General features: G+C 71.1%; 22 protein-coding genes, 1 tRNA gene and 1 pseudogene. 13 read left to right on the top strand and 11 right to left on the bottom strand.

Annotated features, from left to right (window positions below):
* Positions 1 to 120: 120 nt before the first annotated feature.
* The 4 genes from ENC19_RS02285 (at position 121) to ENC19_RS02270 (ending at position 4,593) form a co-directional block, all read left to right on the top strand.
* Entirely contained in the window at positions 121 to 1,116 is a 996-nt protein-coding gene (locus ENC19_RS02285) for a diacylglycerol/lipid kinase family protein (protein ID WP_281601723.1), read from the top strand.
* A gap of 95 nt (positions 1,117 to 1,211) precedes the next feature.
* Complete coding sequence (locus tag ENC19_RS02280) at positions 1,212 to 2,228, top strand: YihY/virulence factor BrkB family protein (RefSeq protein ID WP_164445476.1); 1,017 nt, start codon at positions 1,212 to 1,214, stop codon at positions 2,226 to 2,228.
* Positions 2,229 to 2,300: 72 nt separating this feature from the next.
* A complete protein-coding gene (locus tag ENC19_RS02275; RefSeq protein WP_164445475.1) occupies positions 2,301 to 3,791 on the top strand; it encodes a phosphatase PAP2 family protein in 1,491 nt (496 codons plus the stop codon).
* A gap of 7 nt (positions 3,792 to 3,798) precedes the next feature.
* Entirely contained in the window at positions 3,799 to 4,593 is a 795-nt protein-coding gene (locus ENC19_RS02270; protein ID WP_164445474.1) for an endonuclease/exonuclease/phosphatase family protein, read from the top strand.
* 123 nt (positions 4,594 to 4,716) lie between these two features.
* Here the strand turns inward: ENC19_RS02270 and ENC19_RS02265 are convergent, their stop codons facing one another.
* A complete protein-coding gene (locus ENC19_RS02265) occupies positions 4,717 to 5,679 on the bottom strand; it encodes a TIGR03557 family F420-dependent LLM class oxidoreductase (protein WP_164445473.1) in 963 nt (320 codons plus the stop codon).
* 346 nt (positions 5,680 to 6,025) lie between these two features.
* On the opposite strand from ENC19_RS02265, the gene ENC19_RS02260 reads away from it, so the two are divergent.
* Positions 6,026 to 7,414, top strand: coding sequence for a cellulase family glycosylhydrolase (locus tag ENC19_RS02260; RefSeq protein WP_164445472.1), 1,389 nt, complete (start codon positions 6,026 to 6,028; stop codon positions 7,412 to 7,414).
* Positions 7,415 to 7,484: 70 nt separating this feature from the next.
* On the opposite strand, the gene ENC19_RS02255 is transcribed toward ENC19_RS02260, so the two are convergent.
* On the bottom strand, positions 7,485 to 7,901 hold the full coding sequence (locus ENC19_RS02255) for a MerR family transcriptional regulator (RefSeq protein WP_164445471.1): 417 nt from the start codon (positions 7,899 to 7,901) through the stop codon (positions 7,485 to 7,487).
* Between the two features lie 119 nt (positions 7,902 to 8,020).
* On the opposite strand from ENC19_RS02255, the gene ENC19_RS02250 reads away from it, so the two are divergent.
* A complete protein-coding gene (locus ENC19_RS02250) occupies positions 8,021 to 8,632 on the top strand; it encodes a hypothetical protein (RefSeq protein WP_164445470.1) in 612 nt (203 codons plus the stop codon).
* 185 nt (positions 8,633 to 8,817) lie between these two features.
* A complete protein-coding gene (locus tag ENC19_RS02245) occupies positions 8,818 to 9,819 on the top strand; it encodes a sporulation protein (RefSeq protein WP_164445469.1) in 1,002 nt (333 codons plus the stop codon).
* Between the two features lie 86 nt (positions 9,820 to 9,905).
* Here ENC19_RS02245 and ENC19_RS02240 read toward each other — a convergent pair whose 3' ends face one another.
* Entirely contained in the window at positions 9,906 to 10,283 is a 378-nt protein-coding gene (locus ENC19_RS02240; protein ID WP_164445468.1) for a hypothetical protein, read from the bottom strand.
* Positions 10,284 to 10,480: 197 nt separating this feature from the next.
* Entirely contained in the window at positions 10,481 to 12,523 is a 2,043-nt protein-coding gene (locus ENC19_RS29800; RefSeq protein WP_166457895.1) for a glycerophosphodiester phosphodiesterase family protein, read from the bottom strand.
* 172 nt (positions 12,524 to 12,695) lie between these two features.
* On the opposite strand from ENC19_RS29800, the gene ENC19_RS02230 reads away from it, so the two are divergent.
* Complete coding sequence (locus tag ENC19_RS02230; protein ID WP_164445467.1) at positions 12,696 to 13,097, top strand: hypothetical protein; 402 nt, start codon at positions 12,696 to 12,698, stop codon at positions 13,095 to 13,097.
* Positions 13,098 to 13,180: 83 nt separating this feature from the next.
* Here ENC19_RS02230 and ENC19_RS02225 read toward each other — a convergent pair whose 3' ends face one another.
* The 3 genes and pseudogenes from ENC19_RS02225 to ENC19_RS02215 form a co-directional block, all read right to left on the bottom strand.
* Positions 13,181 to 15,403 (bottom strand): HelD family protein, encoded by a 2,223-nt coding sequence (locus ENC19_RS02225; RefSeq protein ID WP_164445962.1) that lies wholly within the window; start codon positions 15,401 to 15,403, stop codon positions 13,181 to 13,183.
* A 161-nt stretch (positions 15,404 to 15,564) separates the two neighbouring features.
* A pseudogene (locus ENC19_RS02220) lies at positions 15,565 to 17,414 on the bottom strand (tetratricopeptide repeat protein).
* Positions 17,415 to 17,482: 68 nt separating this feature from the next.
* Positions 17,483 to 17,944: a MarR family winged helix-turn-helix transcriptional regulator gene (locus ENC19_RS02215; protein ID WP_164445466.1), complete on the bottom strand. Its 462-nt coding sequence runs from the start codon at positions 17,942 to 17,944 to the stop codon at positions 17,483 to 17,485.
* Positions 17,945 to 17,993: 49 nt separating this feature from the next.
* Between ENC19_RS02215 and ENC19_RS02210 the strand changes: the two genes are divergently transcribed.
* Positions 17,994 to 18,515 (top strand): VOC family protein, encoded by a 522-nt coding sequence (locus ENC19_RS02210; RefSeq protein WP_164445465.1) that lies wholly within the window; start codon positions 17,994 to 17,996, stop codon positions 18,513 to 18,515.
* A gap of 48 nt (positions 18,516 to 18,563) precedes the next feature.
* The gene (locus ENC19_RS02205) at positions 18,564 to 19,418 is read left to right on the top strand and encodes a hypothetical protein (RefSeq protein WP_164445464.1); all 855 of its coding nucleotides are present in this window, start codon (positions 18,564 to 18,566) and stop codon (positions 19,416 to 19,418) included.
* An 81-nt stretch (positions 19,419 to 19,499) separates the two neighbouring features.
* Here the strand turns inward: ENC19_RS02205 and ENC19_RS02200 are convergent, their stop codons facing one another.
* The 3 genes from ENC19_RS02200 to ENC19_RS02190 all read right to left on the bottom strand — a co-directional run bounded on the left by ENC19_RS02200 (position 19,500) and on the right by ENC19_RS02190 (position 21,223).
* The gene (locus ENC19_RS02200) at positions 19,500 to 19,673 is read right to left on the bottom strand and encodes a DUF4236 domain-containing protein (RefSeq protein WP_093402924.1); all 174 of its coding nucleotides are present in this window, start codon (positions 19,671 to 19,673) and stop codon (positions 19,500 to 19,502) included.
* 110 nt (positions 19,674 to 19,783) lie between these two features.
* Positions 19,784 to 20,239, bottom strand: coding sequence for an RrF2 family transcriptional regulator (locus ENC19_RS02195; RefSeq protein WP_164445463.1), 456 nt, complete (start codon positions 20,237 to 20,239; stop codon positions 19,784 to 19,786).
* Positions 20,240 to 20,323: 84 nt separating this feature from the next.
* Positions 20,324 to 21,223, bottom strand: a complete 900-nt coding sequence (locus ENC19_RS02190) for a helix-turn-helix transcriptional regulator (RefSeq protein WP_164445462.1) — start codon at positions 21,221 to 21,223, stop codon at positions 20,324 to 20,326.
* 211 nt (positions 21,224 to 21,434) lie between these two features.
* Here ENC19_RS02190 and ENC19_RS02185 point away from each other — a divergent pair, with 211 nt between their 5' ends.
* Positions 21,435 to 22,211 (top strand): glucose 1-dehydrogenase, encoded by a 777-nt coding sequence (locus ENC19_RS02185; protein ID WP_164445461.1) that lies wholly within the window; start codon positions 21,435 to 21,437, stop codon positions 22,209 to 22,211.
* A gap of 210 nt (positions 22,212 to 22,421) precedes the next feature.
* On the opposite strand, the gene ENC19_RS02180 is transcribed toward ENC19_RS02185, so the two are convergent.
* Entirely contained in the window at positions 22,422 to 22,853 is a 432-nt protein-coding gene (locus ENC19_RS02180) for an SsgA family sporulation/cell division regulator (protein WP_007457244.1), read from the bottom strand.
* A gap of 296 nt (positions 22,854 to 23,149) precedes the next feature.
* Between ENC19_RS02180 and ENC19_RS31230 the strand changes: the two genes are divergently transcribed.
* Both ENC19_RS31230 and ENC19_RS02170 read left to right on the top strand, forming a co-directional pair.
* Positions 23,150 to 23,827, top strand: a complete 678-nt coding sequence (locus ENC19_RS31230) for a TIGR02611 family protein (RefSeq protein ID WP_309246138.1) — start codon at positions 23,150 to 23,152, stop codon at positions 23,825 to 23,827.
* A gap of 50 nt (positions 23,828 to 23,877) precedes the next feature.
* Positions 23,878 to 23,952 (top strand) — tRNA-Val (locus tag ENC19_RS02170).
* Positions 23,953 to 24,306 lie beyond the last annotated feature (354 nt).

Here is a 24,306-nt window from a genome sequence, read left to right as displayed (position 1 = left end):
GACTGCTCCGCGTCCCCCGACGAACGTCGGTCGAAACGTCGGCACGGGGCGTCGGCGGGGTGAATCGAGGCACATCGGCGTCGGGTCGCCCAACCCGGCACCGTGCTGCACACTGACGCCGTGGAAGCTGGACGGGACGAAGGGCCGCTGCGTAGCGCGGTGGTGGTCAATCCGGTCAAGGTGACCGATCTCGACGCGTTGCGCCGGACCGTCGGCGACACGCTCGACGCGGCCGGCTGGCCGGAACCGCTGTGGTTCGAGACCACCCCCGACGATCCCGGTCGCGGTCAGACCGAGAAGGCGCTCGCCGCCGGGGTCGACGTGGTCTTCGCCTGCGGCGGCGACGGTACGGTGATGGCCTGCGTCGACGCTCTGGTCGGCACCGAGGCGGCGCTCGCCGTGCTGCCCCAGGGCACCGGCAACCTGCTCGCCGCCAACCTGGGACTCTCCGACGAACTGCCCGCCGGGCTGGCGGTGGCCATCGAGCGTGGCCGCCGCCTGCTCGACGTCGGTGCGGTGGACGGGCACCACTTCGCGGTGATGGCCGGCATGGGTTTCGACGCCCAGATGCTCGATGCCACGAGCGAGACCACCAAGCGCCGGATCGGCTGGCCCGCGTACGTGGTCGGGGCGGCACGACACCTGCGGGACCGGCCGATGCGGGTGTCGATCCGCCTGGACGATCAGCCGCCGTTGCGCCGCCGCGCCCGTTCGGTGCTGGTCGCCAACGTCGGCCGGCTCCAGGGCGGGGTCACCCTGCTCACCGAGGCGGAGCCCGACGACGGTTACCTCGACGTCGCCGTGCTCACCCCGCGCACGCTGCGGCACTGGCTCACCCTCGGCTGGGCGGTGCTGCGCCGTCGCGACCGGGTGCCGCGGATGGAGGTGTACCGCGCCCGTCGAGTGGAGATAACCAGCAACCGGAGCCAGCCTCGGGAACTGGACGGCGACCTGATCGAACCGGGTCGCCAGCTGCGGGTGCAGATCCGGCGGCGAGCGTTGTGGCTGTGCGTACCGCGGCCGGAGCAGGCGCCCGACCTGGCCGAGGACGCGTCGGCCGCCGCCGAGCGCGGCGAACACCTCGTCGAGGAGGGCAGGGGTGAGCGCGAGGAGTGAGCTTGCGAGCCCCGCAGTCGCGAACGGAGGGCTGGTCGGGTGAGCGCGAGGAGTGAGCTTGCGAGCCCCGCAGTCGCGAACGGAGGGCTGGTCGGGTGAGCAGCACCAGGATCGTGCCGGAGACCCGGCTGATGTCCGACGAACAGCTCTGCGCCGACCACGCCTGGCAGACGTTGCGCCGGGAGGGTGGCTGGCACCTGTTGCGGGACGCGTTCACCCGGTTTCGCTACGGCGACGGGTTCAGCCACTCCCGCGCCTTCGCGTTTCAGCTCTGCCTGGCCGTGGTGCCGTTCCTGATCGCCCTCACCGGGCTGATCTCCGAGCTGGGCGTGGCCGAGGGCGGGGAGGTGGTCGCCGACACGGTGCTGGCGTTGACCCCCGGCACCAGTGACCAGATGGTCGCCGAGCTGCTCGGCGGGGGCGACGACGCGGGCGCCGAGCGGGTCGAGGAGGCCGGCGAGGTGGCGCTGACCCTCGGTATGATCACCGGCCTGGTGGCGCTGACCAGCACCATGGCCCAGATCGAGCGGGGGGCCAACCGGATCTACGGCGTCGAACGGGACCGCCCGGCGTTGTGGAAGTACCTGCGGGCCGCCGTGCTTGCCGTCACCGCCGGTCTTCCGGCGCTGGCCGGGTTCCTCATCCTGGTCGGCGGTGGGCCGATGGGCGACTCGGTGGAACGCCACTACGCCTGGGGTGATGTCGCCGGAACGGTGTGGGACGTGGTGCGTTGGCCACTCAGCCTGGGCCTGACGGTGCTCGCCGTCGCGGTGCTGTTCCGCCACGCGCCCCGCCGTCACCAGCCTGGCCTGTCCTGGCTGTTGTTCGGTGCCGGCATCGCGACCACCATGTGGTGGCTGGCCAGTCTGCTGCTCGCCGGGTACGTGCGGTTCAGCGAGGACTTCGGGCAGACCTACGGCGCGCTGGCCGGGATCATGGCGCTGCTGCTCTGGGCGAACCTCACCGGCATGGCGCTGTTCGGCGGGCTCTCGTTCGCGGCGCAACTGGAGGCGGTACGCATCGGCGTGCAGGAGCCGGCGAAGCCGGACCTGTGGGAGCCGAACGTACAGCGGGTACCGGTGCACGACACCGGCGAGATGACCGCACTCTGACCCAGCCGGGCGCCGGGTGTACCGCGGCGGCGGATCGGGTACTGCGCCACGCCAGAAGCGAAGGAGGCTGCCGTGGGCGCGGTCAGGGACGTACTGCGACGACCCCTGGGACATTTCACCGAACGTACGCTCGCCGGTCTGGCGCTCGTGCTCGGTGCCGGGGTGGGCTTCGGGTTGCTGCTGGTGCTGGTCCGGGTGCGGTGGTCGCCGCTGTACGACGTGGACCACGGCGTGGCGCAGTGGCTCAACGACCAGGTGTCACCGATCGGGCCGCTGGTGACGGTGCTCACCGCCATCACCGACCTCGGTGGGCGGGCGGTCATCATCTGGTTGGTGACCGTCGCCGTGGTCGGGTTGCTGATCCGCCGGCTAGGCCGCCTCGCGGTGTTCCTGATCGTCACCGGCGCGGGCGCGCTGATCCTCGACCCGTCGCTCAAGACGCTCGTCGACCGGCTGCGTCCCGAGGTGGAGGTGCCGATCGGCGCGTACGCGGGACAGAGCTTCCCCAGCGGTCACGCCCTCGGGTCGATGGTGGCCTACGGCGCGTTGCTGCTGGTGTTCCTGCCGGCGATGGCACCCCGCTGGCGCCGGCCGGCGATGGCCCTGGTCGCCACCGTCGTCTTCCTGATCGGGTTCACCCGGGTGGCGCTCGGCGTGCACTTCCTCTCCGACGTGATCGGCGCCTGGCTGCTCGGCGCGGCCTGGCTGGGAGTCACCGCGTACGCCTTCCGGTTGTGGCGGTTGGAGCGGGGGCGGCCCGCGGCGCCGTTGACCGAGGGGTTGGAGCCGGAGGCCGGGCAGGAGGTGGCGCCCGCGCCGGACGAGGAGAAGCTGCTGCCGCACGCCCGGGCCGGCGTCGCCGAGATCATCGTCGGCTGGGTGCTGGTGTTCGGTGCCCTCTACGGCTTCGGCATGTTCGTCAGCTACTACGCCGACAACACCTTCCTGGCCAGCCTCGACGAGACGGTGCCCACCTGGTTCGCCGATCGGCGTACCGCCGCGCTCGACGATGTCAGCTGGTGGTGGAGCAAGGTCGGCGACACCCACGCCATCCTGGCGATCTCGCTGGTCTTCTGCCCGCTGGTGCTGGCCATCTGGCGGCGGTGGCGACCGGTGCTGTTCGTGGCGTTGACCATGTTCGGCGAGTTGACTCTCTTCCTGGCCAGCGCGGCGGCGGTGGACCGGCCGCGCCCGCCGGTGGAGAACCTGGACGGGCCGATGCCGACCTCGTCGTTCCCGTCCGGGCACATCGCCGCCACGCTCTGCATCTGGGTGGCGATCGCCGTCATCGTCTTCCCGCGTACCGACCGGTGGTGGCGGTGGGTTTTCGTGGCGCTCGCCGTGGTGATGCCGGTGGGAGTGGCGATCTCCCGGATGTACCGGGGGATGCACCACCCGACGGACTTCATGGGCGCGATCCTGCTCACCACGCTCTGGATCGGGCTGTTGTACTGGGTGGTTCGCCCCAACGAGGACGTCCGGCAGGGCAACCAGCCGGCCATCGAGTCGGAGGACGTGGACACCCTCGACGACGAGCTGGCCCGGGCCGGCCGGCCCGGCTGAGCCGCCCGTGTTGCGGGTGATGACCTGGAACATCCGCACCGGCGGCCGGGACCGTGGCGGTCCGGACCGGCGCGAGCTGGTGGCCCGGGTCGTCGCCGGGCAGCGGCCGGACGTGCTCGCCCTGCAGGAACTGGGTGGTCTCGACGTCGCGGGCTTCGCCGGCGACGTCGAGCTCCGGCCGTACCTGGCCCGCTCCTGGTTCGGGCAGCCGGTCGCGGTGCTGGTGCGGGCGCCGTGGCCGGTGCTGGCCGCCGCACCGGTACGTCGGCCGTTCCACCACGCGGCCCAACGTGTGGTGGTGGGCACCGCCGCCGGTCCGCTGACGGTGCTCGGCACCCACCTCGACCCGTACTCGGGCACCCGACGGCTGGTCGAGGCGGGTTGGGCGGCCGGCGCCGTGCGTACCGACCGGGACGGCCTGGCGCTGCTCGCCGGTGATCTGAACACCCTCGACCCGTACGCCGAGCACGCTGACCGGGTGGGTCGGCTACCGCCCGGGTACCGGCGACGGCATCTGCGTCGGGACGGGCGGACGGTGGAGACCCGCGCGGTGGCCCGGCTGCTCGCCGCCGGCCTGGTGGATCTCGGCGCGGACGCCGGCCCGACCGTGCCCACCGCCCACGGTGGCGCCGAGTTCCCCGACGTGCGCCTGGACTACCTGCTCGCCACCCCCACCCTGGCCACCCACCTCACCCACGTGGAGGTGGTCCGCACCCCCCACACCGACCACGCCTCCGACCACTACCCCCTGGTCGCCGAGTTCGCTCTCACCCCGCCGGCGGCGGTCACAGGAGCAGGTTGAGCAGGACGGTCAGGACGACCGAGGCGACGAGGGAGAAGAGGATCATCAGGAGGCAGCCGACGCCGCCGCCGGCCGGTCGGATCTCCGTGTTACCGAATCGCATCGACGATCACACCTTCCTGTTCACAGGTCACGCAGTCGGGGCAGCAGTTCGTCCTGCGCCCAGTCCAGGAACATCGGTTGGGTGTCGCCGCCGACCTGAACCAGGGCCACGTGGGTGAAGCCGGCGTCGACGAACTTCTTGAACGCCGCCACGTGCTTGTCGACGTCCGGGCCGCAGGAGAGCCCGGCGGCCACGTCCTCCTCGCGGACGCTGCGGGTGGCCGCCGCGAAGGAGTCGGTGTCGGGCAGGTCGGTGTTGACCTTCCAGCCCAGTCCGAACCAGCGGAACTGGTCGTGGGCGATCTTGCGGCACTCGGCCTCGTCCGGGCCGTAGCAGATGGCCACCTGCCCGTACCGGGGACGCCCGGCCCCGCCGGCCTGCTCGTACATCTCGACCAGGTGCGGCTCCGGATCGGTGGCGATCATGCCGTCGGCGTACTCGGCGGCCAGGGTCGCCGACTGGCGGCCGGAGGCGGCCACCGCCATCGGCACCGGCGTGTCCGGTCGGTCCCAGAGGTAGGCGTCCGGCACGTCGAAGTGGTTGCCGGAGAAGGTCAGCGTCTCGCCGTTCAGCAGCGGACGGATGATCTGCAACGCCTCCTCGAACATCTCGTGCCGCTGCTGCACGTGCGGCCAGCCGCCCACCACGTGCTCGTTGAGGTTCTCCCCGGCACCGAGTCCGAGGGTGAACCGACCGTCGGAGAGCACCCCCAGCGTGGACGCCTTCTGCGCCACCACCGCCGGGTGGTAACGGCGGATCGGGCAGGTCACGAAGGACATCAGCGCCGCGCGGGAGGTGGCGTGCGCGACCGCGCCCAGCACCGACCAGGCGTACGGGGAGTGCCCCTGCGACTCCAGCCAGGGGTAGTAGTGGTCGGACATGACGAGGTGGTCGAAGCCCGCCGCCTCGGCCCGTACGGCGTGGTCGACGAGTTCCTTCGGACCTGCCTGCTCGCACATCAGGGTGTAGCCGACGCTGACCATTGACGTCTCCTTCGGGCCGGGGGCAGGTCATTCCGGATACCCCGGCCCGGATCGGTCAACCCCTGTTCGACGCTTGACGGTGCGCCCGGCCCGTGCCTACCGTTGTCTGAACCGGTTCAGATGCCGGCGTGGTGTACGTCCTGTGGTGGGGATGTCCGCCCCCGTGACGACTCGGTGTCTCCTGGGTCGTCACGGGTAGCCGGCGTACTGAACCGGTTGCTTTCGCCATCCCATCGGCATACGCTGATGCCTCGCCGGGTCTGAACGCGGCTGTCGGGCTGCAGCCGCTCACCTGCCACTCACCGCACCCCCTGGGCACGGGGGAGACATCTCCTGCGAGGAATGCATGAGAAAACTGTTCGCGGCCGTCGGCGCCGTCCTGCTGGCGACCGTCGCCGCAGTGTTCGCCTTCGGACCTTCGGCCCACGCCGCCGCCGGCTTCACGGTCAGCAACGGACGGCTCTACGACGCCAACGGCAACGAGTTCATCATGCGTGGGGTCAACCACGCGCACACCTGGTACCCGAACCAGACCAGTTCCTTCGCCGACGTCAAGGCACTCGGCGCCAACTCGGTGCGGGTCGTGCTCTCCAGCGGCGACCGGTGGACCCGCAACAGCGCCAGTGACGTGTCGAACGTGATCCAGCTCTGCAAGGCCAACCGGCTGATCTGCGTGCTGGAGGTGCACGACACCACCGGGTACGGCGAGCAGAGCGGGGCGGTCAGCCTGGACCGCGCGGTCGACTACTGGCTCAGCATCGCCAGTGCGCTCAACGGCCAGGAAGCGTACGTCATCGTCAACATCGGCAACGAGCCGTACGGGAACCAGAACTACTCGTCGTACGCCACCGACACCGCCAACGCGATCCGTCGGCTGCGCACCGGCGGCCTCACCCACACCATCATGGTGGACGCCCCGAACTGGGGGCAGGACTGGTCGTTCACCATGCGCGACAGCGCGCCCACCGTGTTCAGCGCCGACCCGGCCGGCAACACGGTCTTCTCGGTCCACATGTACGGCGTCTTCGACACCGCCGCCGAGATCAGCGACTACCTGGGCCGGTTCCGCAGCCGTGGCCTGCCCATCGTGGTCGGCGAGTTCGGGCACAACCACTCCGACGGCAACCCCGACGAGGACGCGATCCTCGCCTACACCCAGGCCAACGGCATCGGCTGGCTCGGCTGGTCGTGGAGCGGCAACAGCGGTGGCGTGGAGTACCTCGACATGGCCACCAACTTCAACCCCAACCAGCTGACCAGTTGGGGTGAGCGGTTGTTCAACGGCACCAACGGCATCCGGCAGACCGCGCGGCAGGCAAGCGTCTACGACTCGATCCCGCCGACCACGCCGCCGCCGTCGACCCCGCCACCGTCCACGCCGCCCCCCTCGACCCCGCCGCCCTCGACGCCGCCCCCGTCGACCCCGCCGCCGAGCGCCGGTTGCACGGCGACCTACTCGATCACCGGGCAGTGGCAGGGTGGTTTCCAGGGCGACGTGCGGGTGACCGCCGGCTCCACCGCCATCAACGGCTGGACGGTGCGCTGGACGTACGCCAACGGGCAGACGGTGACCCAGTCCTGGAACACGACGATCTCCAGCAGCGGGTCCACCGTGACCGCCCGCAACGTCTCCTACAACGGCCGCCTCGGCGCCGGGGCAAGCACCAACTTCGGCTTCCTCGGCAGTTGGAACGGGACCAACTCGGCTCCCGCGGTGAGCTGCACCGCGAGCTGATCTCGCACCGTCGGTGGCCGGGCCCGCACGGGCCCGGCCACCGCTGCGTCGGGGTCGAGGTGGAAAGGGCTCAGTCGGGTTCGCCGGAAATGGGGGAGGACTCCGACCGGGCATCGGTCGTGTTCATCGAATTCACCAGTTCGGTGCATTCGGTGAGGTCCCGGTGATCGCTGTCCAGAGCGTGGGAAATAATTGCCAACGAGGTGCGTGAGTCACTTATTCGCCGGCGGAGTACGTTTCGCTGTTCGGTCAGCAGCTGCCGCCATACCGTCGGGTCGTCCCGGTTGGCCAGTAGTGCCCGCAGTTGGCCGAGGCTGAACCCGGCCTCCTTGCCGAGCAGGATCAGACCGACCTGACCGGCGTGTTTTTGCTGGTAACGACGCCGTCCGTTGGGTTGCCGGTCGGGGGCGAGCAGACCCATCGCCTCCCAGTGCCGCAGTACGTGTGGAGCCAGGCCGAACCGGCCGGCCAGCTCGCCGATAGTCATTGATCGCCCACCAGATCTTGACTTCATGTCAGCATTAACTTGCATCATTGCGATTGGCGTCAAGCCGCGGCGGCCGACTCCCAGAAAAGCGATTGAAGTCTTGACAAGTGGAGGCGTCAGTGCAGTTGTTGCGTCAAGCGGGTCATGCGAGGTTGCGGGCCGTACTGACCATGCTGGTCGTACTCGCCGCGGCAATCGGCGTCAACCTGGCGGCGTCGTCGCCGGCCAGCGCGGCGACCACGACCATCTGCAAGAGTTCCCCGGTACCGGCCGGCTACGTGATCATCGCCGAGGGCTCGTCGAGCTCCTGCCCGTACGCATACCCGAACACCTGGACCATCACCACCCCGTCCACCACCGGCACCACCACGGTCTGCAAGGTGTCGACCATCCCGGCCGGCTACGTCATGCTCAGCGAGGGTAATTCCACGCAGTGCCCGTACGCGTGGCCGAACACGATGACGATCCGGATTCCGTCCACGAGCACCACCACCGTGGTCTGCAAGGCCGGGCCGCTGCCGGACGGCTACGTGATCCTGGCCCAGGGCAACTCCACCCAGTGTCCGTACGCCTGGCCGAACACCTGGACCATCCGCATCCCGTCCGCCAGCGGCACCACCGTCGTCTGCGGGGTCTCGCCCGTTCCGTCGGGCTACGTCGTGGTCGGTACCGGATACTCCAGCCAGTGTCCGTACTCCTCGCCGAACACCAAGAGCATTCGGCGTCCCTGACCGGTAACGCGTGCAGCCGGGCGGCCCGGGTTCGGGCCGCCCGGCCAGTCGGCGTCCGGGAACGCACCCGGGACGCACCGGGATCGCCGGTTTTTCAGCGACCTCACAGGCCCGGTCGATAGGGTGCGCTGGTCCGCGTCCGCTCCCACAATGGAGTACGGGCACCAGACCTCGCAGGAGTACCAATGGTCTTCAAGAAGATGCTGAGCGCGTTGGGCGTGGGCGGTCCCAGCGTGGACACCGTCCTGGCCAACCCGAACACCAGACCCGGACTCGCCCTCGACGGCCAGGTCAACCTGCTCGGCGGGGACGCGGCGGCGGACATCGAGGAAATCGCCATCAGCCTGGTCACCCGGGTCGAGATCGGTGAGCACGCCGGTGTGATGGAGTTCCACCGCCAGTCGGTCAGCGGGCCACTGCAACTCGCGGCGAAGCAGGCGCTGTCCATCCCGTTCCAGCTGCCGCTGCCCTGGGAAACGCCGATCACCGCGGTCTACGGGCAGCGTCTGCACGGGATGGCCATCGGGCTGCGTACCGAGTTGGCGATCGCCCGCGCCGTCGACAAGGGCGACCTGGACGAGATCAACGTGCACCCGCTGCCGGTGCAGGAGCGCATCCTGGAGGCGTTCCTGCAGCTCGGCTTCCGGTTCAAGAAGGCCGATCTGGAGCGTGGGCTGATCCACGGGGTGCACCAGACCCTGCCGTTCTACCAGGAGATCGAGTTCTTCGCCGCCCCGCAGTACGCGCAAACCATCAACGAACTCGAACTGACCTTCGTCACCAACCCGCACGGCGTGGACGTGGTGCTGGAGTGCGACAAGCGCGGCGGTTTCCTGGCACCCGGGCACGACGTCTTCGGCCGCTACCAGGTCGCGCACACCGACGCGGAGCGCTCCGACTGGGTGCAGGTGGTCGACGGCTGGTTGCAGGAGACGATCGGCCGTTTCGGTGCCCTGCGCACCCAGGCGTTCGGCCCGCACGGCTACGGCGGCGGGCAGAAGTTCGGCCACCCGCATCAGCGCCACGGCTCCGGGATGGGTGGCGTGGTGGCCGGCGCCGCGCTCGGTGCCGCCGGTGGCATGCTCGCCGGCCACATGATCGGCAACGCCTTCGAGGGCGCCGAGGACGAGGTGAGCGAGGCCGCCGGTGACTTCGGTGGCGACTTCGGCGGCTTCGAGGAGTTCTAGGCACGACGGGACGGTGGCCCTTCGGGAACGAATCCCGAAGGGCCACCGTGCGTGTGCGGGCCGGTCGCGGCCTCGCCCGAGCGGGGTCACCGTCCCCGCTTACGCTCCTCGCCGGAACGCTTCGCGCTGCCGGCCTTGGCCAGACCACGGCTACCCAGGTAACCGAGGGTCAGCAGGGTGATGAAGAACCACGCCTGGCTCGGGTTGTTCAGGTTCAGTCCGTAGTCGGTGGTGCCACGCCAGAAGGCGGCGATGACCACGGCGGTGACGGCAGCCGCGTAGATCCAGAACTCGGTGGTCAGGAACGACTGCTTCGTCTCGGTACCCGCACCCGGCATGGGCTCCCGGTGCCCGTCCTGCATCATCGGCATCTGACGGGTGGGTGCCTCCTGCATGGCCGCGCGGTTCTGCACGTCCTGCGCCGGACGGTTCATCGGCCTGGTAGATGCAGCCTGCGTGCTCATCTGTCCTCCTCAGGATTGATGAGTCGTAACCTGCGACCCTCGCCCCGCTACCGCGTGTCGGCCACGGCACGGTTCGCGCACTTGGCGGGGGCACCCCGCGTCTACCCCCGCCGACGGGGGCAGTAACGCCGGCCCGGTCCGCGATTCCCGTCGTTGGCGCGGGCGACGCCGGCGTGCCGCGTCGCCCGCGCCGCGGCTCACCGCAGGCCGTTGCGGATGGCCACGCCGACCAGCAGATCCGGGTCGTCGGTGATGATGCCGTCGACCCCGAGGTCGATCACCCGCTGCATCACCGTCGCGTCGTTGACGGTGTAGGGAATCACCTTCAGCCCGTACCGGGCCTGGAGGGTGCGTACGTCCGGTCCGTGGAAGTACGTCGGGTCCTGCCGCAGGTACCAGTCCGGGTCGGTGACCGACCCCTGCGCCGGGTCGTGCACCTGCCAGTTCGCCGACACCGTGGCGGCGCCGGCGGCCCGGGTGAGCCGGCCCAGGTTCCGGTACTTCCACCAGTCCAGTCCGGCGGTCCACGGGCTCTTGACCGACGGGTCGCCGTACACCGCCCGCAGCGAACACTCGTCGGCCAGCCCGGCGCACTCCGTCGGCCCGTACTGCCAGACCAGGGCGACCGTCTCGATCCGCCGGTCCAGGCGTCGGGCGTAGGTGATGGTGCGCCAGTCGAAGGACTGGATGGTGACCCGGCCGGTGAGGCCGGCGCGCTGCACGGCGGTGACCAGCCTGCGGGTGAAGCCGCGGTACGGCTCGGTGTCGTCCACCAACGGGCTGATCTTCGTCTCGATGTTGAACCGGATATCCGTGCGGCCGCTGGTCTTCACCAGCGCGAAGACCTCCTCCAGGGTGGGGATCCGGGCACCCGGGGCGGGCACCTGGCCGGACATGTCGGCGGCGGTCCTCGTACCACAGTCGAGGGTCTTGAGCTGCGCGAGACTGAGCGAGTGCACCAGCTTGCCCACGTACGGGAACTGCGGGTCACCCGGCCGCACCGGTGCGGTGTCGAGGCAGTGCGAGCCGTTGACGGTGCGGTCGTGCAGCACTACCAGCCGGCCGTCGGCGGTCACCCCGGTGTCCAGTTCCAGGGTGGAGATCGCCGGGTTGGCCAGGGCGTTGGCGAAGGCGGGCAGGGTGTTCTCGGGTCGGGTCGCCCGGCCGCCACGGTGGGCCTGGATGTCGAACGGCGACGCGTACGCCCGGGGCAGCCGGTAGCCGCGCTGGGCGAGCAGCGTGCGCAGCCGGTCCGGGTAGTCGGTGATGATGCCGTCCACCCCGTCGTCGATCAGCTTGGCCATGGTCGGCACGTCGTTCACCGTCCACGGGACCACCCGGATGCCGTTGCGGTGCGCGTGGGTCACCATCTCCCGCGTCACGTACGGCCGGTAGCCGGGATCGGTGACGGTGCCGTTCTGCGGGAAGCCGTGCACCGGCGAGAAGGCGGTGACGCCCAGGCTACGGATCGCCCGGATCGGGTCGCCGCCGAAGTCGTCGATGTCCAGCCCACCCAGCCACGGAGAGGCGCCCGGCTGCCCGACCTGGAGGAAGTCGTAGTTGGTCAGCGCGACCAGCGGCAGCCGGGGCTCGACCTGACGCATCCGCCTCAGCGCGCCCCAGTCGAAGCTCTGGATGGTCACCTGCCGCAGCAGCCCGGCGGCCCGGATCTCCTTCGCGGTGACCTGGACGAACTGTTCCCGTGGGGCGGTCTCGCTCGGCGCCCCCGCCTCCACCTTGGTCTCGATGTTGAGCGTCACGTCGTGCGCCCGGTACCGCTTCACCAGAGCGAAGACCTCGCTCAGCAGCGGCATCCGGGCGTCCGGCACGGCGAGCTGCCCGGGCCGGTCCGGCAGCGTACGTGAGCCGCAGTCGAGGGTGCGCACCTGCGCCAGGGTCAACGTGTTGACGTACTTCCCGACGTACGGGAACTCGGGGTCGCCGGGTACGACCGGGGCCGTGTCGGTGCACTTCGCGGCGCTGACCCGCCGGTCGTGGGTGACCACGGCCCGTCCGTCCTCGGTGATCTGCACGTCCAGTTCGAGGGTGCTCACCCCGAGCCGGAGGGCGTTGCCGAACGAGGCGAGGGTGCTCTCCACCCGTAGCCCGAGCCCGCCCCGGTGGGCCTGTAGGTCGAAGTCCCGGTCCGGGCGCTGATGTGCCGGGGCAGGCGCCGCCAGCATGGTCGTCACTGTCGTCGCGACCAGAGCCACGACGGCGGTACGGCGTACGGTGCGCACGCTGTCCTCTCCCTCCTGCGGGGATCTCCCGCCGAATCCGCTGCACAGCATCGGCAGTCGGCACGGCGGGCAGGCAAGCGCAGCGCGACGGTCGGGTGAACCGGCGGTGCGGGTTTGCCGCGCCGGTCACCGGGCACGCACCGAGACCGACCCTTCTGCGAGGTGATGGATCGTGCGTGAGGACGAGATGCGACAGGACGCCGCCCGCCGGGCCGAGGAGCGGATCACCGGCGGTGTGTACGGCGAAGGTGCCCTGGACGAGGTGACCGTGCCGCCGACCGACGTGGAGAGCCAGTTGCAGCGCGACGACCCGGACGACCCGGCCGACGTGCCGATCGACCCGACCGTGCTGCGCGACGGCGGGCCGACCCGTGGCCAGGGCGCGATCACCACGACCGGCGGCACCGCCGGTCCGGCCAGCGCCCGTCGGGTGGCCCGCCAACCGGAGCGCCACCCCGGCAAGGTCGCCCCGACCACCACCGGTGACGCCACCACAGGCGGCATGACCACCCCGTCCGCCGGCTCCACCAGCGACAACTCCACCCCCACCACCCACCAGGGCAACTTCGACTAACCACCCACCTCCACCTTGTTGATCATGAGGTTAGCGGCGTTTTCGATCTCCGTGAGTGCCGCTAACCTCATGATCAACGGGCGTCAAGGGGTGGGGTTGAGGGTGGTCAGGCGTTGGGTGGCGCGGGTCAGGGCTACGTAGAGGTCGCTGGGGCCTCGGGGGGACTCGGCGATGATGCGGTCGGGGTCGACCACGATGACCGAGTCGAATTCGAGGCCCTTGGCGTCGGCGACGGTCAGTAGCACGACGCGGCTTTCCAGTTCCGGCTGCTCACCGACGGCGGCCTCGGGCAGCGCCGCCGTCAGTGCGGCACCGAGGTCGTCGAGCCGGCCGGCCGGGACGATCACCCCGAGCCGCCCGTCGGTCAGCCCGGCCGCCTCGGCGGTGGCGGTCGCCACCAGCTCCGCGCCGAGCGACTCCGCCGGCACCGTCCGCTGCCGTGGCGCGAAACCACTGGAGCGTACGGCGCGGGGCGGGCGCAGCGCCGGATCGATCCGGGCCAGTACGCCCGCGGCCACCTCCATGATCTCGGCGGGGGTGCGGTAGCTGACGGTCAGCTCGGCCAGCCGCCACCGGTCCGCCACGTACGGCGCCAGCGCCTCCGCCCACGACGGGGTGCCGGCCAGCGCCCCGGTCTGCGCCACGTCGCCCACGATGGTCATCGAGCGGCTCGGGCAGCGGCGCATCAGCAGCCGCCAGGCCAGCGGCGACAACTCCTGCGCCTCGTCGACGATGACATGCCCGAACGCCCATCCCCGGTCGGCCGCCGCGCGTTGGGCGGTGGTCAACCGGTCCGCCTCCTCCTGCCGTTCCAGCAGCCGGTCGGCGTCGAGCAGGTCGGTCACGCCGAGGATCTCGCCCCCCTCGGCCTCGTCCTCCACGTCGATCGAGCGCGAACCCCGGGCGATCTCCAGCACGCCCTCGGCGTACTCGCGTTGCAGGGCACGGATCCGGTCCCGGCGGGCGGCGGCGGCCCGGTCGTCCTCGCCGAGCAACTCCGCCGCCTCGTCGAGCAGGGGCACGTCCGCCGGCGTCCACCCGCCCGGCTCGCGATGCAACGCGGCCCGCTCGGCGTCGCTGAGCATGGGCGCGGCGGTGTCGATGCGCTCGGGGGCGGCGTACAGGTCGGCGAGCAGGCGCTGCGGCGTGAGCACCGGCCACAGCTCGTCCAGGGCCGCCCGTACCTCCGGATCCTCGCGCAGCTCACGGCGGATCTCGGCGCGGTCGGCCTCCTCCAGCAGGTTCTCCCCGCCCAGCGGGTCGGCGCCGATGCGTTCGGCCACCTGGTCGGCGAGCGCGTGAATGACCTCGATGTCGAAGACCGCGCGGGCCAGGTTGTGCGGCCGGCCGCTGCGCCGGGCCCGGTCGCGCGCCGCCCACACGGTGGCCGGGTCGAGGACCAGGACCTCCCGCTGCGGCAACTCGATCTCCGCCGGCTCGTCGGGCACCCGCTGCCGGTCGCGTACGGCGTTGGTCAGCACCTCGACCATCGTCAGGCGGCCCTTCAGGGCGGCGGTGGTGGCCGGCTCGGCCCGGTGGGCGGTGATCCCCGGGAACAGGTCGCCCTGGGTGCGCAGCAGCACGCCGGTCTCGGCGAGCGCCGGCAGCACCTGCGAGATGTACCGCAGGAACGTCACGTTCGGGCCGACCAGCAGCACCCCCCGGGACGACAGTTCCCGCCGGTGGGTGTAGAGCAGGTACGCGGCCCGGTGCAGCGCCACCGCGGTCTTGCCGGTACCCGGCCCGCCCTGCACCACCAGCACCCCCGACAGGTCGGCCCGGATGATCCGGTCCTGTTCGGCCTGGATGGTCTCCACGATGTCGCGCATCCGGCCGGTCCGGCCGGCGTTCACCGCCGCGAGCAGCGACGCCTCACCGGTCAGCTCCTCGTGGGCGGCGGGGGAGGCGGCGGTCAGGTCGAGTACCTCGTCGTTGAGGCCGACCACCTTCCGCTGCCGGGTTCGCAGATGCCGGCGTCGCCGGATGCCCTGCGGGTTGGCGGCGGTGGCGAGGTAGAAGGCGCGGGCGGCCGGAGCCCGCCAGTCCATCAGCAGCGGCTCGTAGTCACCTTCGGTGTCGAAGATGCCGATTCGACCGATGTAGTGGCGCTGGTCGCTGTCGGTGTCCAGCCGGCCGAAGCAGAGGCCGTTCTCCACCGCCGAGAACTGCTCGACCTGATCGGCGTACATGCGTACCGAGCTGTCGCGCTGCGAGCGCGCCTGCAACGTGCCACCGGTGGACCGCAGCTGCTCGGTCAACCGCGTCGCCGCCTGGTCCCGCAGGTCGTCGAGGCGTTGGTAGAGCATCGAGACGTACTCCTGCTCGCGGCCGATCTCGTCGTCGGACGGTGAACCGCCGGAGTGCCTTGACAATCCGTCTCCCGATTGGCTAGAATTCGCATTCAGAACGGCTTTTTGAAGCCGTTCTTTTTTGTGCCTGAACTGCCAAAGATAGCGCGTTCCGCCGGTCAGCGACGCTCGGTGCAGACCTCGTCGGAGCGGGCGACGGTGTCGGTGGACCAGGCCACGGCGACGGTGAAGCAGTAGTCGAGACTGCGGTTGAGCCCGTAGACCACGAAGCTGTCGCTGCCGGCGGGCAGATCCGCGAACGGATTCTGCGGCTGACCGTTCCGACCGCCCGAGACGATCACCGGCCCCTCCGCCCCGGCCGGGTACGTCCACCGCAACGTCACACTGTCCCGGTTGTCGCGCAGCGACAGACCGGTCGGCGCGGCACCGGGCGAGGCCGGGGGAGCAGCGCCGTCGGTGGCGGTGGCCGCCGGAGGTGCCGCGCCGCTCGGGTCACCGCTGGCCGCCGGCGGTGCCGGATCGCCGCCGTCGACCCGGGACACCCCGGCGATCACCGCCGCGGCACCGAGCAGCACCACGGCCACTCCGGCCGCGACGATCAGCACCAGCCGGTTCGGTCGGTCGGCCGGTTCCGGTGCGGCGGCGGTACGGCGTACCGGAACCGGCAGCAGCCGCGACGGTGGCCCGGGGCGTTCCGGCTCGACCCGGCGCAGCCGGTACACCCCGGGGCCTGTGGCGTGCCGGTCAGTCCGACCACGTTCGGCGGCACGGCACCGCCGGCCGGTGGCGGCACCTCCGGATAGGGGTTCGGGGCGGGCTGCTCGGCGGCCGGGCCGACCCACCAGTCCTCGGGCGGCCCGGCCGGGCCGTCGACCGGCTGCCGAGGCGTGGGCACCGCCGAGGCGGCACCGGGCGGTGCGGAATCCGCCGTCGGGTACCCGTGGCTCGGGTGGTAGCCCTCCGCCGGATGGTCCTCCCCAACGGCGGGCGCCGGCTCGTCCGAACCCCAGGGCGGCGCGGCAGCGGACCAGGTCGGCTCGTCCGGCGGTTCGTCCTCCGGTGCCGTCGCCCAGGCGGGCGGCCAGGTGTCACGCGGCGGCGCGGCGGATCCTGACTCGTGTTCGGCCCAGGTGTCCGCGGCTGTTCCGGCAGGTGTGGTGTCCGCCTCGGTAGGCGCGGACGCCGTCCAGGCGGAACCGTCGTCGTCGGGCAGGCGCGGATGCGGCCAGGTCGACGCGGGCGGGATGTCTTCGGTCGGCGGGGTGCGGGCGGACGGCACAACCGGTTCCTCCGCGCTGACCGGCGGGTTGTCGGCGCAGACGTGGTCCGGGTTGGCCGCCGCCCGGGACAGCGCCGCCACCTGGATGGCCAGTGGATCGTCCGCGGCGAGGTGCTGGCGGGCCAGTTCACGGGCCAGCGCCAGGTTGTCCTGCGCCTCGGCGAACTGGTCGCAGTCGCGCTGCATCGAGCCGAGCCGGGCCAGCATCTTGATCCCGCTCGGGTGCCCGTCGCCGTAGACCTCGCGGTGCAGCTCCCAGGCGTCCTGGAGCCGGTCGCGGGCGACCTGGCACTGACCCCGGGCGTACTCCACGGTGGCCAGGTCGGCGTGGGCGGCGAGCACCCGCAGCGACTCCGGCCCGTCCGAAGCGGTCAGCTCGATGATCACTTCCTGGTACAGCCGTGCCGCCCGCGACCAACTGCCCACCCGGTGCAGCACCGCCGCCAGGGTGGCTGCGGCGGCCACCGTACGCGGATCGGAACGACCGTACAGCCGGGTGCTGGCGGCGTACGCGTAGGCGGCCCAGCCGCGTGCCGAGTGCGGCTCACCGAGCGCGACCAGCACCCGCGCGTGCAGGCTGGCCGCCTCGGCCAACTCGGACGTGGCGTTGGCCGGGCGCGGGTCGGCGCCGGTCAGCGCGTCGGCGAGCAGCCGTTGGGCGCCGGCGAGATCGCCGGCGGAGACCAGGTCGTGCGCCTGATCAGTCAGTTCACCGAAGCCGGAGGGCACGCCCCATCGTGCTCATTCAGCGACGTTTAGTACAAGACCCGCGCCGGAGTGGTTCGGTCAGGATCCGGTCACGCTGACCTCAGGCGTTCGGCCAGCACCTCGCTGATCCGGCGTAGCTGCGCCACCTGGTCGGCGTCGAGGGGGTCGAACAGGTGCCGGCGTACCCCCTCGACGTGGCCGGGCGCGGCGGCGGCCAGTTTCGCGAAACCGTCGTCGGTGAGGTGGGCGATCTGGCCGCGCCGGTCGGTGGGGCAGTCCTCGCGACGCACCCAGCCGGCCGCCTCCAGGCGGGCCACCGCATGCGACAGCCGACTGCGCGACGAGCCGCTGGACTCGGCCAACTCGCTCATCCGCAGGCGGCGTCCGGGTGCCTCGGAGAGCCGTACCAGGATCTCGTAGTAGGCGTGCGGCATCCCGGCGTCGCGCTGCAACTCGCGGTCGAGCGTGTCCATCAGTGCCCGGGAGGCGGTCAGGAACGCCCGCCAGGTGCGCTGTTCGTCCGGGTCCAGCCAGCGGGTCATGACCAGCATCATAGCGCAGTAGTTGAACACTCAACTAATTTCGGGCTAGCCTTGGCGCATGGGAATCCATCGCCTCAACCACGCCGTCCTCTACGTCGGCGACCTCGACCGCAGCGTCGCCTTCTACCGCGACGTGCTGGGCTTCCGCCGGGTACCGATGACCCCGGAAGGCTTCCGGGGTGCCGCCTTCCTCCAGGCGCCGGGCTCCACCAACGACCACGACCTCGGCCTGTTCGAGATCGGCGCGGGTGCCGGTCGGTCGACCGCCGGCCGGGCCACCGTCGGCCTCTACCACCTGGCCTGGGAGGTGGACACCCTCGACGAGCTGGCCGCCACCGCCCGGCGGCTGACCGAGGCGGGTGCGCTGGTCGGCACCTCCGACCACGGCACCACCAAGAGCCTCTACGGCCAGGATCCGGACGGGCTGGAGTTCGAGGTGGTCTGGCTGGTGCCCGCCGACCAGCTCGACGACGCCGCCCTCGCCGCCCGGACCAGGATCGGTCGTCTCGACCTGGCCGCCGACTTCCAGCGCTACGGCGGGGGCACCCGGGGCGGCGTCGGCATCTCGGTCCCGGTGTGACCCGCCGTCCAGGCGAGCCGGCCTGACCGGTTGCGGTAGAACCACAGCATGCCGATCGACACCGTAGGGCACGCGCCGTTCCTCCGACACCTGGACCGGTGGCTGCCGGCCGCGCTGCGCCGCGCCCGCCGGGCCACCGTCGCCCTCGGGTACGACGGCAGCGACCCGCACCTGGCCGAGCGGACCGTACGCCTGGCCGGCGAGCACGCCGCGCGGCTGCCCGGCTGCCGGCTCACCGTCCTCGTGCTCGCCGAGGGCACCGAGGAACTACCGACCAGAATCGGTGCCGCCGAGGCCGCACTGCCGGCCGAGGTCGCCGTACACCTGATGCCCGGCCCGCCGGCCCGGCTGCCGGTGGCCCTTCGGGCGGCCGGTGCCGCGGGCGCGCCGGTGCTGTCCTACCTGGAGGCGGATGATCCGGTGGCGCTGACCGCCGCCGCGGCCGGCCGGGCCGCCGAGGCGTTCGTGGTCGCCGGTGCGGCGAGGCACCTGCGGGCGGCGCTTGTCGACGCCGGGTTCGCACTGGCCACCGAGGTTGAGCTGGTCGACGCCGACCGGCGGCTCGGCTTCGGCACCGGATCGGACCGCAGCCTGGAGGAGCTGAAGGAGACCCTGTGGGCGAGCGGGTTGCGGCTCCGTGACCCGTACGGCGAGCCACTGTCACCGGCGTCCCCGGTGGACCCGGCCCCGTTGGGTCGGGCGCTGCTGGGCGAGCTGACCCGGCACGGCCCGCGCACGGTCACCGAGCTGCGCCGGTACGCGGTGACGGAGACCGCCTACCGGGCGGTGGACGCCGTGCAGGCCCTGAACGACCTGCTCGACAGCGGCCGGGTGACCCGGACCCCGCCGGACGGCCGGCTCGGCGGCGACGTGCTGGTCACACCCGTGCGGTCAGACGCTTGACCACATCTGAGAAGCCGGCGATCCGCTGGAGACAGTGCTGGGGCGCCGGGGATGCCGGCGCCCCGCTGGGAGTTGGGGATCTCAGGACTTGTCCTGCTTCCAGTGCAGCGGCCCTGGCAGGTCGACGCGGTGTGCCTTGGCCCGCGAGTTCCAGGACCACCGACCGAGCTTGATGCTCCAGGACGAGAAGCCGTTCTGCGTGAAGTGCAGGATCAGCGGCCCGAACTTCTTGCGCTTACGCAACATCACACCCATTGTGGGCTCCCTTCGAGACTTCCCGTACGGGCTCGAAGATTCCCGTTGCGTCGATTCGCCAAACCAGGCCGGATCCGCAGTGGAGTTTCAGTCGCAGGTGGGGGTGGGCATCAGCGGGGCTCCCAGGCGTCCGGCAGGGTGGTGAGGCGACGGACGTGGGCAGGCAGCCGCCCGTTCACCAGGTCGGCGAGGCTCACCTCGTCGACGACCCGGCGCAGGGCGGCGCGAACCGCGACCCAGAACTCGGGCAGGTGCGCGGCCACCCCCTCGTACCGGGTCTCCTCCGGACGCAGGCCTCGGACGCCGGCCAGCGGCCCTTCCGCCGCCCGCAACACCGTGCCCACGGTCACCTCGCCGGGCGGTCGGGCCAGGGTGTAACCGCCCTCCGCGCCGCGCTGGGCCCGCACGATGCCGGCCCGACGCAGGTCGGCGAGGACCGCCTCCAGGAACTTGCGGGGCATGTCCTGCTCCGCCGCGATGGCCTGGGTGGACAGCAGCGACGGGTAGCTTGCCGCGAGACTCAGTGTCGCCCGTACCGCGTAGTCACCACGCGCGGAGATCTGCACCCCGTCATCATGCCCAATCCGTGGCCGCCGGTGCCGCACCGAGCCCGCCGGATCGCCCGGCGGCGCGTCACGTGCGCCGCACCGTCATGCCCGATGGACGTCGATGCGCGCGTCGACGGGTGGGCGGGGGCGCACCACCGCTGCCGACGCGGGCCGTTCGCGGGCGGCCCGGAAAGCGCCCGGGCTCATGCCGACCTCGCGGGTGAAGAACCGGCCGAAGTTCGTCGGTTCGGTGAAGCCGAGCTGGCGGCCGATCCGGGCGATCGGCTCGTCGGTGGCCGCCAGCAACCGGCTGGCCTGAAGCGCGACCCGCTCGTCCACCACCTGCTTGGCGCTGCGCCCGGTAATCGCCAGGCAAGCCCGGGTGAGGGTACGCACCGAGCAGCCCAGCCGCTCGGCGTAGTCCTCGACCCGCCGGGTGTCCTGGTATCCCCGCTCAACCTCGCGGCACAGTCGGCGGAAGGTCTCGTCCTCCGGCCGCGACAGCTGTCCGGAGCCGGACGGCAGCATGCTCAGCCGCAGCAGCAGCACGCTGAGTTGATGGCGCAACAGGCTGCGGGCGGCCCGGGTGTCCCGGTGCCGGCTGGCGTCGACGGTCAGTTGGCTGACCTCGTTGATGATCGCGTCCTCGTCCTCGCCGGCCAGTTGGACCCAGTGGGGCACGTCGTCGGCGTCGACGTCGAACCCGTCCAGCGCCTCCGGACGCCAGCGGACCACCGTGGCGTCGAGCTGGGGCAGGGCGCAACGCAGCACCTGGCCGGGACGGATCCGCAGCAGCGTGCCGGGCCGGCAGGGCAGGGCTCGGAAATCCACCTCGGCGAGCCCGTGACCACTAGTGGTCAACACGATCACGTCGCGGTCCAGCAGCACCGGCCGTCGCCACCCGGTGTCGGGTGTGAGATCACCGAGGGTGACCGTGTCGATCTCGGTCGGGTTGGCGGCAGCGTGGGGCAGCGCCGTGGCGAGGTGACCGGAAGGGACCATCACCTGCGACGTTAGCCCGAGCCCGGCCCGTACGCATCCCGCCCCACCCGGTTGGGAGGTTGCGACTTCGGCGGACGGACGGGGTTGTTCCCGAAGTGTCCGGACGGTTAGGTTACTGATCGGTAGTGACCTGGTCGTCGTGACGCCCCCGAGGTTCGTGACGGCGGCACCGACACCGGCTGCCCCAGGCCGGGTACCGCAAGGGGATGGCATGAAGGATCTGTTCTCGGTCGACGGCAAGACCGTCCTGGTCACCGGCGGCTCCCGGGGCATCGGCCTGATGATCGCCCGGGGTTTCGTCGCCGCCGGGGCGCACGTCATCATCTCCTCCCGCAAGGCCGACGTCTGCGAGGCGGTGGCCAAGGAGTTGGCCGCGCACGGGCGCTGCGAGGCGATCCCCGCCGACCTGGGCCGCGACGAGGGCGCGCAGCACCTCGCCGCCGCCGTCCAGGACCGGGTCGACAAGCTCGACGTCCTGGTCAACAACGCCGGCGCCACCTGGGGAGCGCCGTTGGAGAGCTACCCGGAGAGCGCGTTCGACAAGTTGTGGGCGGTGAACGTCAAGGCGGTCTTCCGGCTGACCACCGCCCTGCTTCCGGCCCTGCGTGCGGCGGCGGACTCGGACGATCCGGCGCGGGTCATCAACATCGGCTCCATCGACGGCATCCGGGTGCCGATGATGGAGGTGTACGCGTACTCGGCCACCAAGGCGGCGGTGCACATGCTGACCCGCAGCCTGGCCCATCAGCTGGCCGGTGAGCAGATCACCGTCAACGCGATCGCCCCCGGGCCGTTCGAGAGCAAGATGATGGCGTTCGCGCTCGACGACCCCGGTTCCCGCTCGGCCATCGAGGCCCAGATTCCCCTCGGCCGCATCGGCCGTCCCGAGGACATGGCCGGCACCGCCATCTACCTGGCCTCCCGAGCCGGGGCCTACCTGACCGGCGCGGTGATCCCCGTCGACGGCGGCCTGACCACCCACGGCTGACCCACCCACCCCGCCGCAGCATCCCCGCCCCGCCCTGCCCCCGCCCTGCCCCGCCCCCGCGATCTTGCAGTTTGTGTCGGTGCATATGCCGCAGAAGCCGCGTAACAACGACCAAAAGTGCAAGATCGCGGAGGGTGTCGCGGGGCGCGGGGGAGGGTAGGCGGGGGCCGCGCGGATTCGGCAGATCCGCGCGGCCCCCGGTTCGGTCTGTCAGCGACCGGCGAGTAGCCGGTTCACCGCGGTGTCGACGTCCAGGTGCTCGGCCTCCCGGCCGCGCGGAACGACGACGTAGGTCCGCCGCAGGAAACGCACCAGCACACTGCGCGGCACCTCGAACAGGGCGTTGCCGTCCGGCGACGACAGCGCCAGCGCGACGAAGTCGCCGCGCGGGGTGGCCCAGGGCCAGACCCGTACGTCCCCGATGCCCGCCGGCTCGTCCAGCCCGGTCACCAGCAGTTCACGGGCGAAGGACCAGCTCACCGCCTCGCCGCCAGCCGATTCCGCATGGAACAGGACATGGACCGCATACGGGTCAGCAGGGTCGTAGCGCAGACTGGCGCGCACCGGCAGGGCGGTGGCGTCAGGTGCGACGAGCCTTAGCGACGTCTCGACCTCTACGGTCGTCGGTCGGATGACACTCATGAACGTTCTCCCCCCGGCACCGCTGCGGAACGCGCGTGTCCCGCTTTTCCCATACTCAGCCGCTACTCCTGGCTACGCTCCGCCATGCGCTGACTTCACCCAGTGGTGGGAAGGGGGTCGGAAGGGCCTCATGAAAGTGAAACTTCATGTAGAATTTCCGATTCTGCCCAGTGGGTTCATCCTGCCCGGCATCGGGTTTGTTGAGTCGTCGACTTACTCCGGTAACGTCCAGTCGGCGGTTGCAGTGACGGCCCGCGCCACACTGGGGCGGGAAATGGTCGCGGACGCGCTCCTCAGTGGATGCGGTGACCGGGCGAGACCCGTCGAACGTCGCGGTCCGCACAGCCGAACAGCGGGGGTACGGGGTGCCGAAAAAGCGCAGGAACCGGCACGGTCGGTCAGTGATCGATCACGGTCGGTCGGGTGGCCGTGGCACTGCGGCCGTCCAGGTGCGTAACGGACGTGGCTGCCCGGGGGGAAGCCGGGATAGACCGACCGGGAAGGGGCATCGTGGGGAGATGACCGGGGGCGTGCAGCGCGAGAGGGGTGGTGTCGCCGTGTCCGAGCGACGCGACCCGCCGCCGTGGCGGCAGCGGATATCCACCACTCTCGCCCTGATCCGGGCCAACCCCACCGGCCGAATCGCACTAAAGATCATCTTCGGGGTGTTCGGTGCCCTGGTGGTCACCCTCGGCATCGCACTCATCCCGCTGCCCGGCCCCGGTTGGCTGCTGGTGATCGCCGGCCTCGGCATCTGGGCGGTGGAGTTCCACTGGGCCAAACGCCTACTCGCCTTCACCCGCCGACACGTCCACGGCTGGACAGCCTGGGTCAAGAAACAATCCCTGCCCGTACGCCTGGTGATCGGCTCGGTCGGCCTCGTCTTCGTCGGCGCCGTCGCCCTGCTGTCGATCAAGTACAGCCTGGGCATCGACGTGATCGCCCAGGTGCTGCACTACCTCGCGACGCACTGACCCCGGGTTCGCGGTCCGCGCGCCCGATCGGGTAGAGTCATCCGCGCTGAGGGCGATTAGCTCAGCGGGAGAGCGCTTCGTTCACACCGAAGAGGTCACTGGTTCGATCCCAGTATCGCCCACCATCGATATGTGCAGGTCAGAAGCTCGTTGCCGGTTGGGTCGGTAACGAGCTTATTGGCTGTCACCCCTTGAATTGGGAGCAGTTTGGGAGCAGGCTGGCGATGACGCGGGCCGGGCCTCCCCGCCCGCCATTCCGGCGGCCGACGACCGCGTGGCCGCTGTCGAGATCGCCAGAGCAGGATCGGAAATCCCGCAGCCCGGACAGGTCGGTTCTTGGACCGGTGGGCGTCGCGGAGATTCTGCTGCCCGCCATTGACCTGCAGGCACTGTCGACCTTGTCCCACATTGGAGGTCGGGACGCCACCGCTGAGTGCTCGCAGCGCCTGTCACCCGATGGCAATGCCGGCAACTACCCG

Source organism: Verrucosispora sioxanthis (genome assembly GCF_010560025.1).
GTDB lineage: Bacteria > Actinomycetota > Actinomycetes > Mycobacteriales > Micromonosporaceae > Micromonospora > Micromonospora palythoicola.
This window is presented reverse-complemented; position numbering and strand designations above follow the sequence as displayed.

Bases quoted from the DNA above. Each gene is read 5' to 3' on its own strand.
- ENC19_RS02265 (WP_164445473.1), bottom strand. From the start codon at position 5,679: ATGGTCAGCGTCGGCTACACCCTGATGTGCGAGCAGGCAGGTCCGAAG.
- ENC19_RS02260 (WP_164445472.1), top strand. From the start codon at position 6,026: ATGAGAAAACTGTTCGCGGCCGTCGGCGCCGTCCTGCTGGCGACCGTC.
- ENC19_RS02255 (WP_164445471.1), bottom strand. From the start codon at position 7,901: ATGACTATCGGCGAGCTGGCCGGCCGGTTCGGCCTGGCTCCACACGTA.
- ENC19_RS02245 (WP_164445469.1), top strand. From the start codon at position 8,818: ATGGTCTTCAAGAAGATGCTGAGCGCGTTGGGCGTGGGCGGTCCCAGC.
- ENC19_RS02240 (WP_164445468.1), bottom strand. From the start codon at position 10,283: ATGAGCACGCAGGCTGCATCTACCAGGCCGATGAACCGTCCGGCGCAG.
- ENC19_RS02225 (WP_164445962.1), bottom strand. From the start codon at position 15,403: ATGCTCTACCAACGCCTCGACGACCTGCGGGACCAGGCGGCGACGCGG.
- ENC19_RS02215 (WP_164445466.1), bottom strand. From the start codon at position 17,944: ATGCTGGTCATGACCCGCTGGCTGGACCCGGACGAACAGCGCACCTGG.
- ENC19_RS02210 (WP_164445465.1), top strand. From the start codon at position 17,994: ATGGGAATCCATCGCCTCAACCACGCCGTCCTCTACGTCGGCGACCTC.
- ENC19_RS02205 (WP_164445464.1), top strand. From the start codon at position 18,564: ATGCCGATCGACACCGTAGGGCACGCGCCGTTCCTCCGACACCTGGAC.
- ENC19_RS02200 (WP_093402924.1), bottom strand. From the start codon at position 19,673: ATGGGTGTGATGTTGCGTAAGCGCAAGAAGTTCGGGCCGCTGATCCTG.
- ENC19_RS02190 (WP_164445462.1), bottom strand. From the start codon at position 21,223: ATGGTCCCTTCCGGTCACCTCGCCACGGCGCTGCCCCACGCTGCCGCC.
- ENC19_RS02185 (WP_164445461.1), top strand. From the start codon at position 21,435: ATGAAGGATCTGTTCTCGGTCGACGGCAAGACCGTCCTGGTCACCGGC.
- ENC19_RS02180 (WP_007457244.1), bottom strand. From the start codon at position 22,853: ATGAGTGTCATCCGACCGACGACCGTAGAGGTCGAGACGTCGCTAAGG.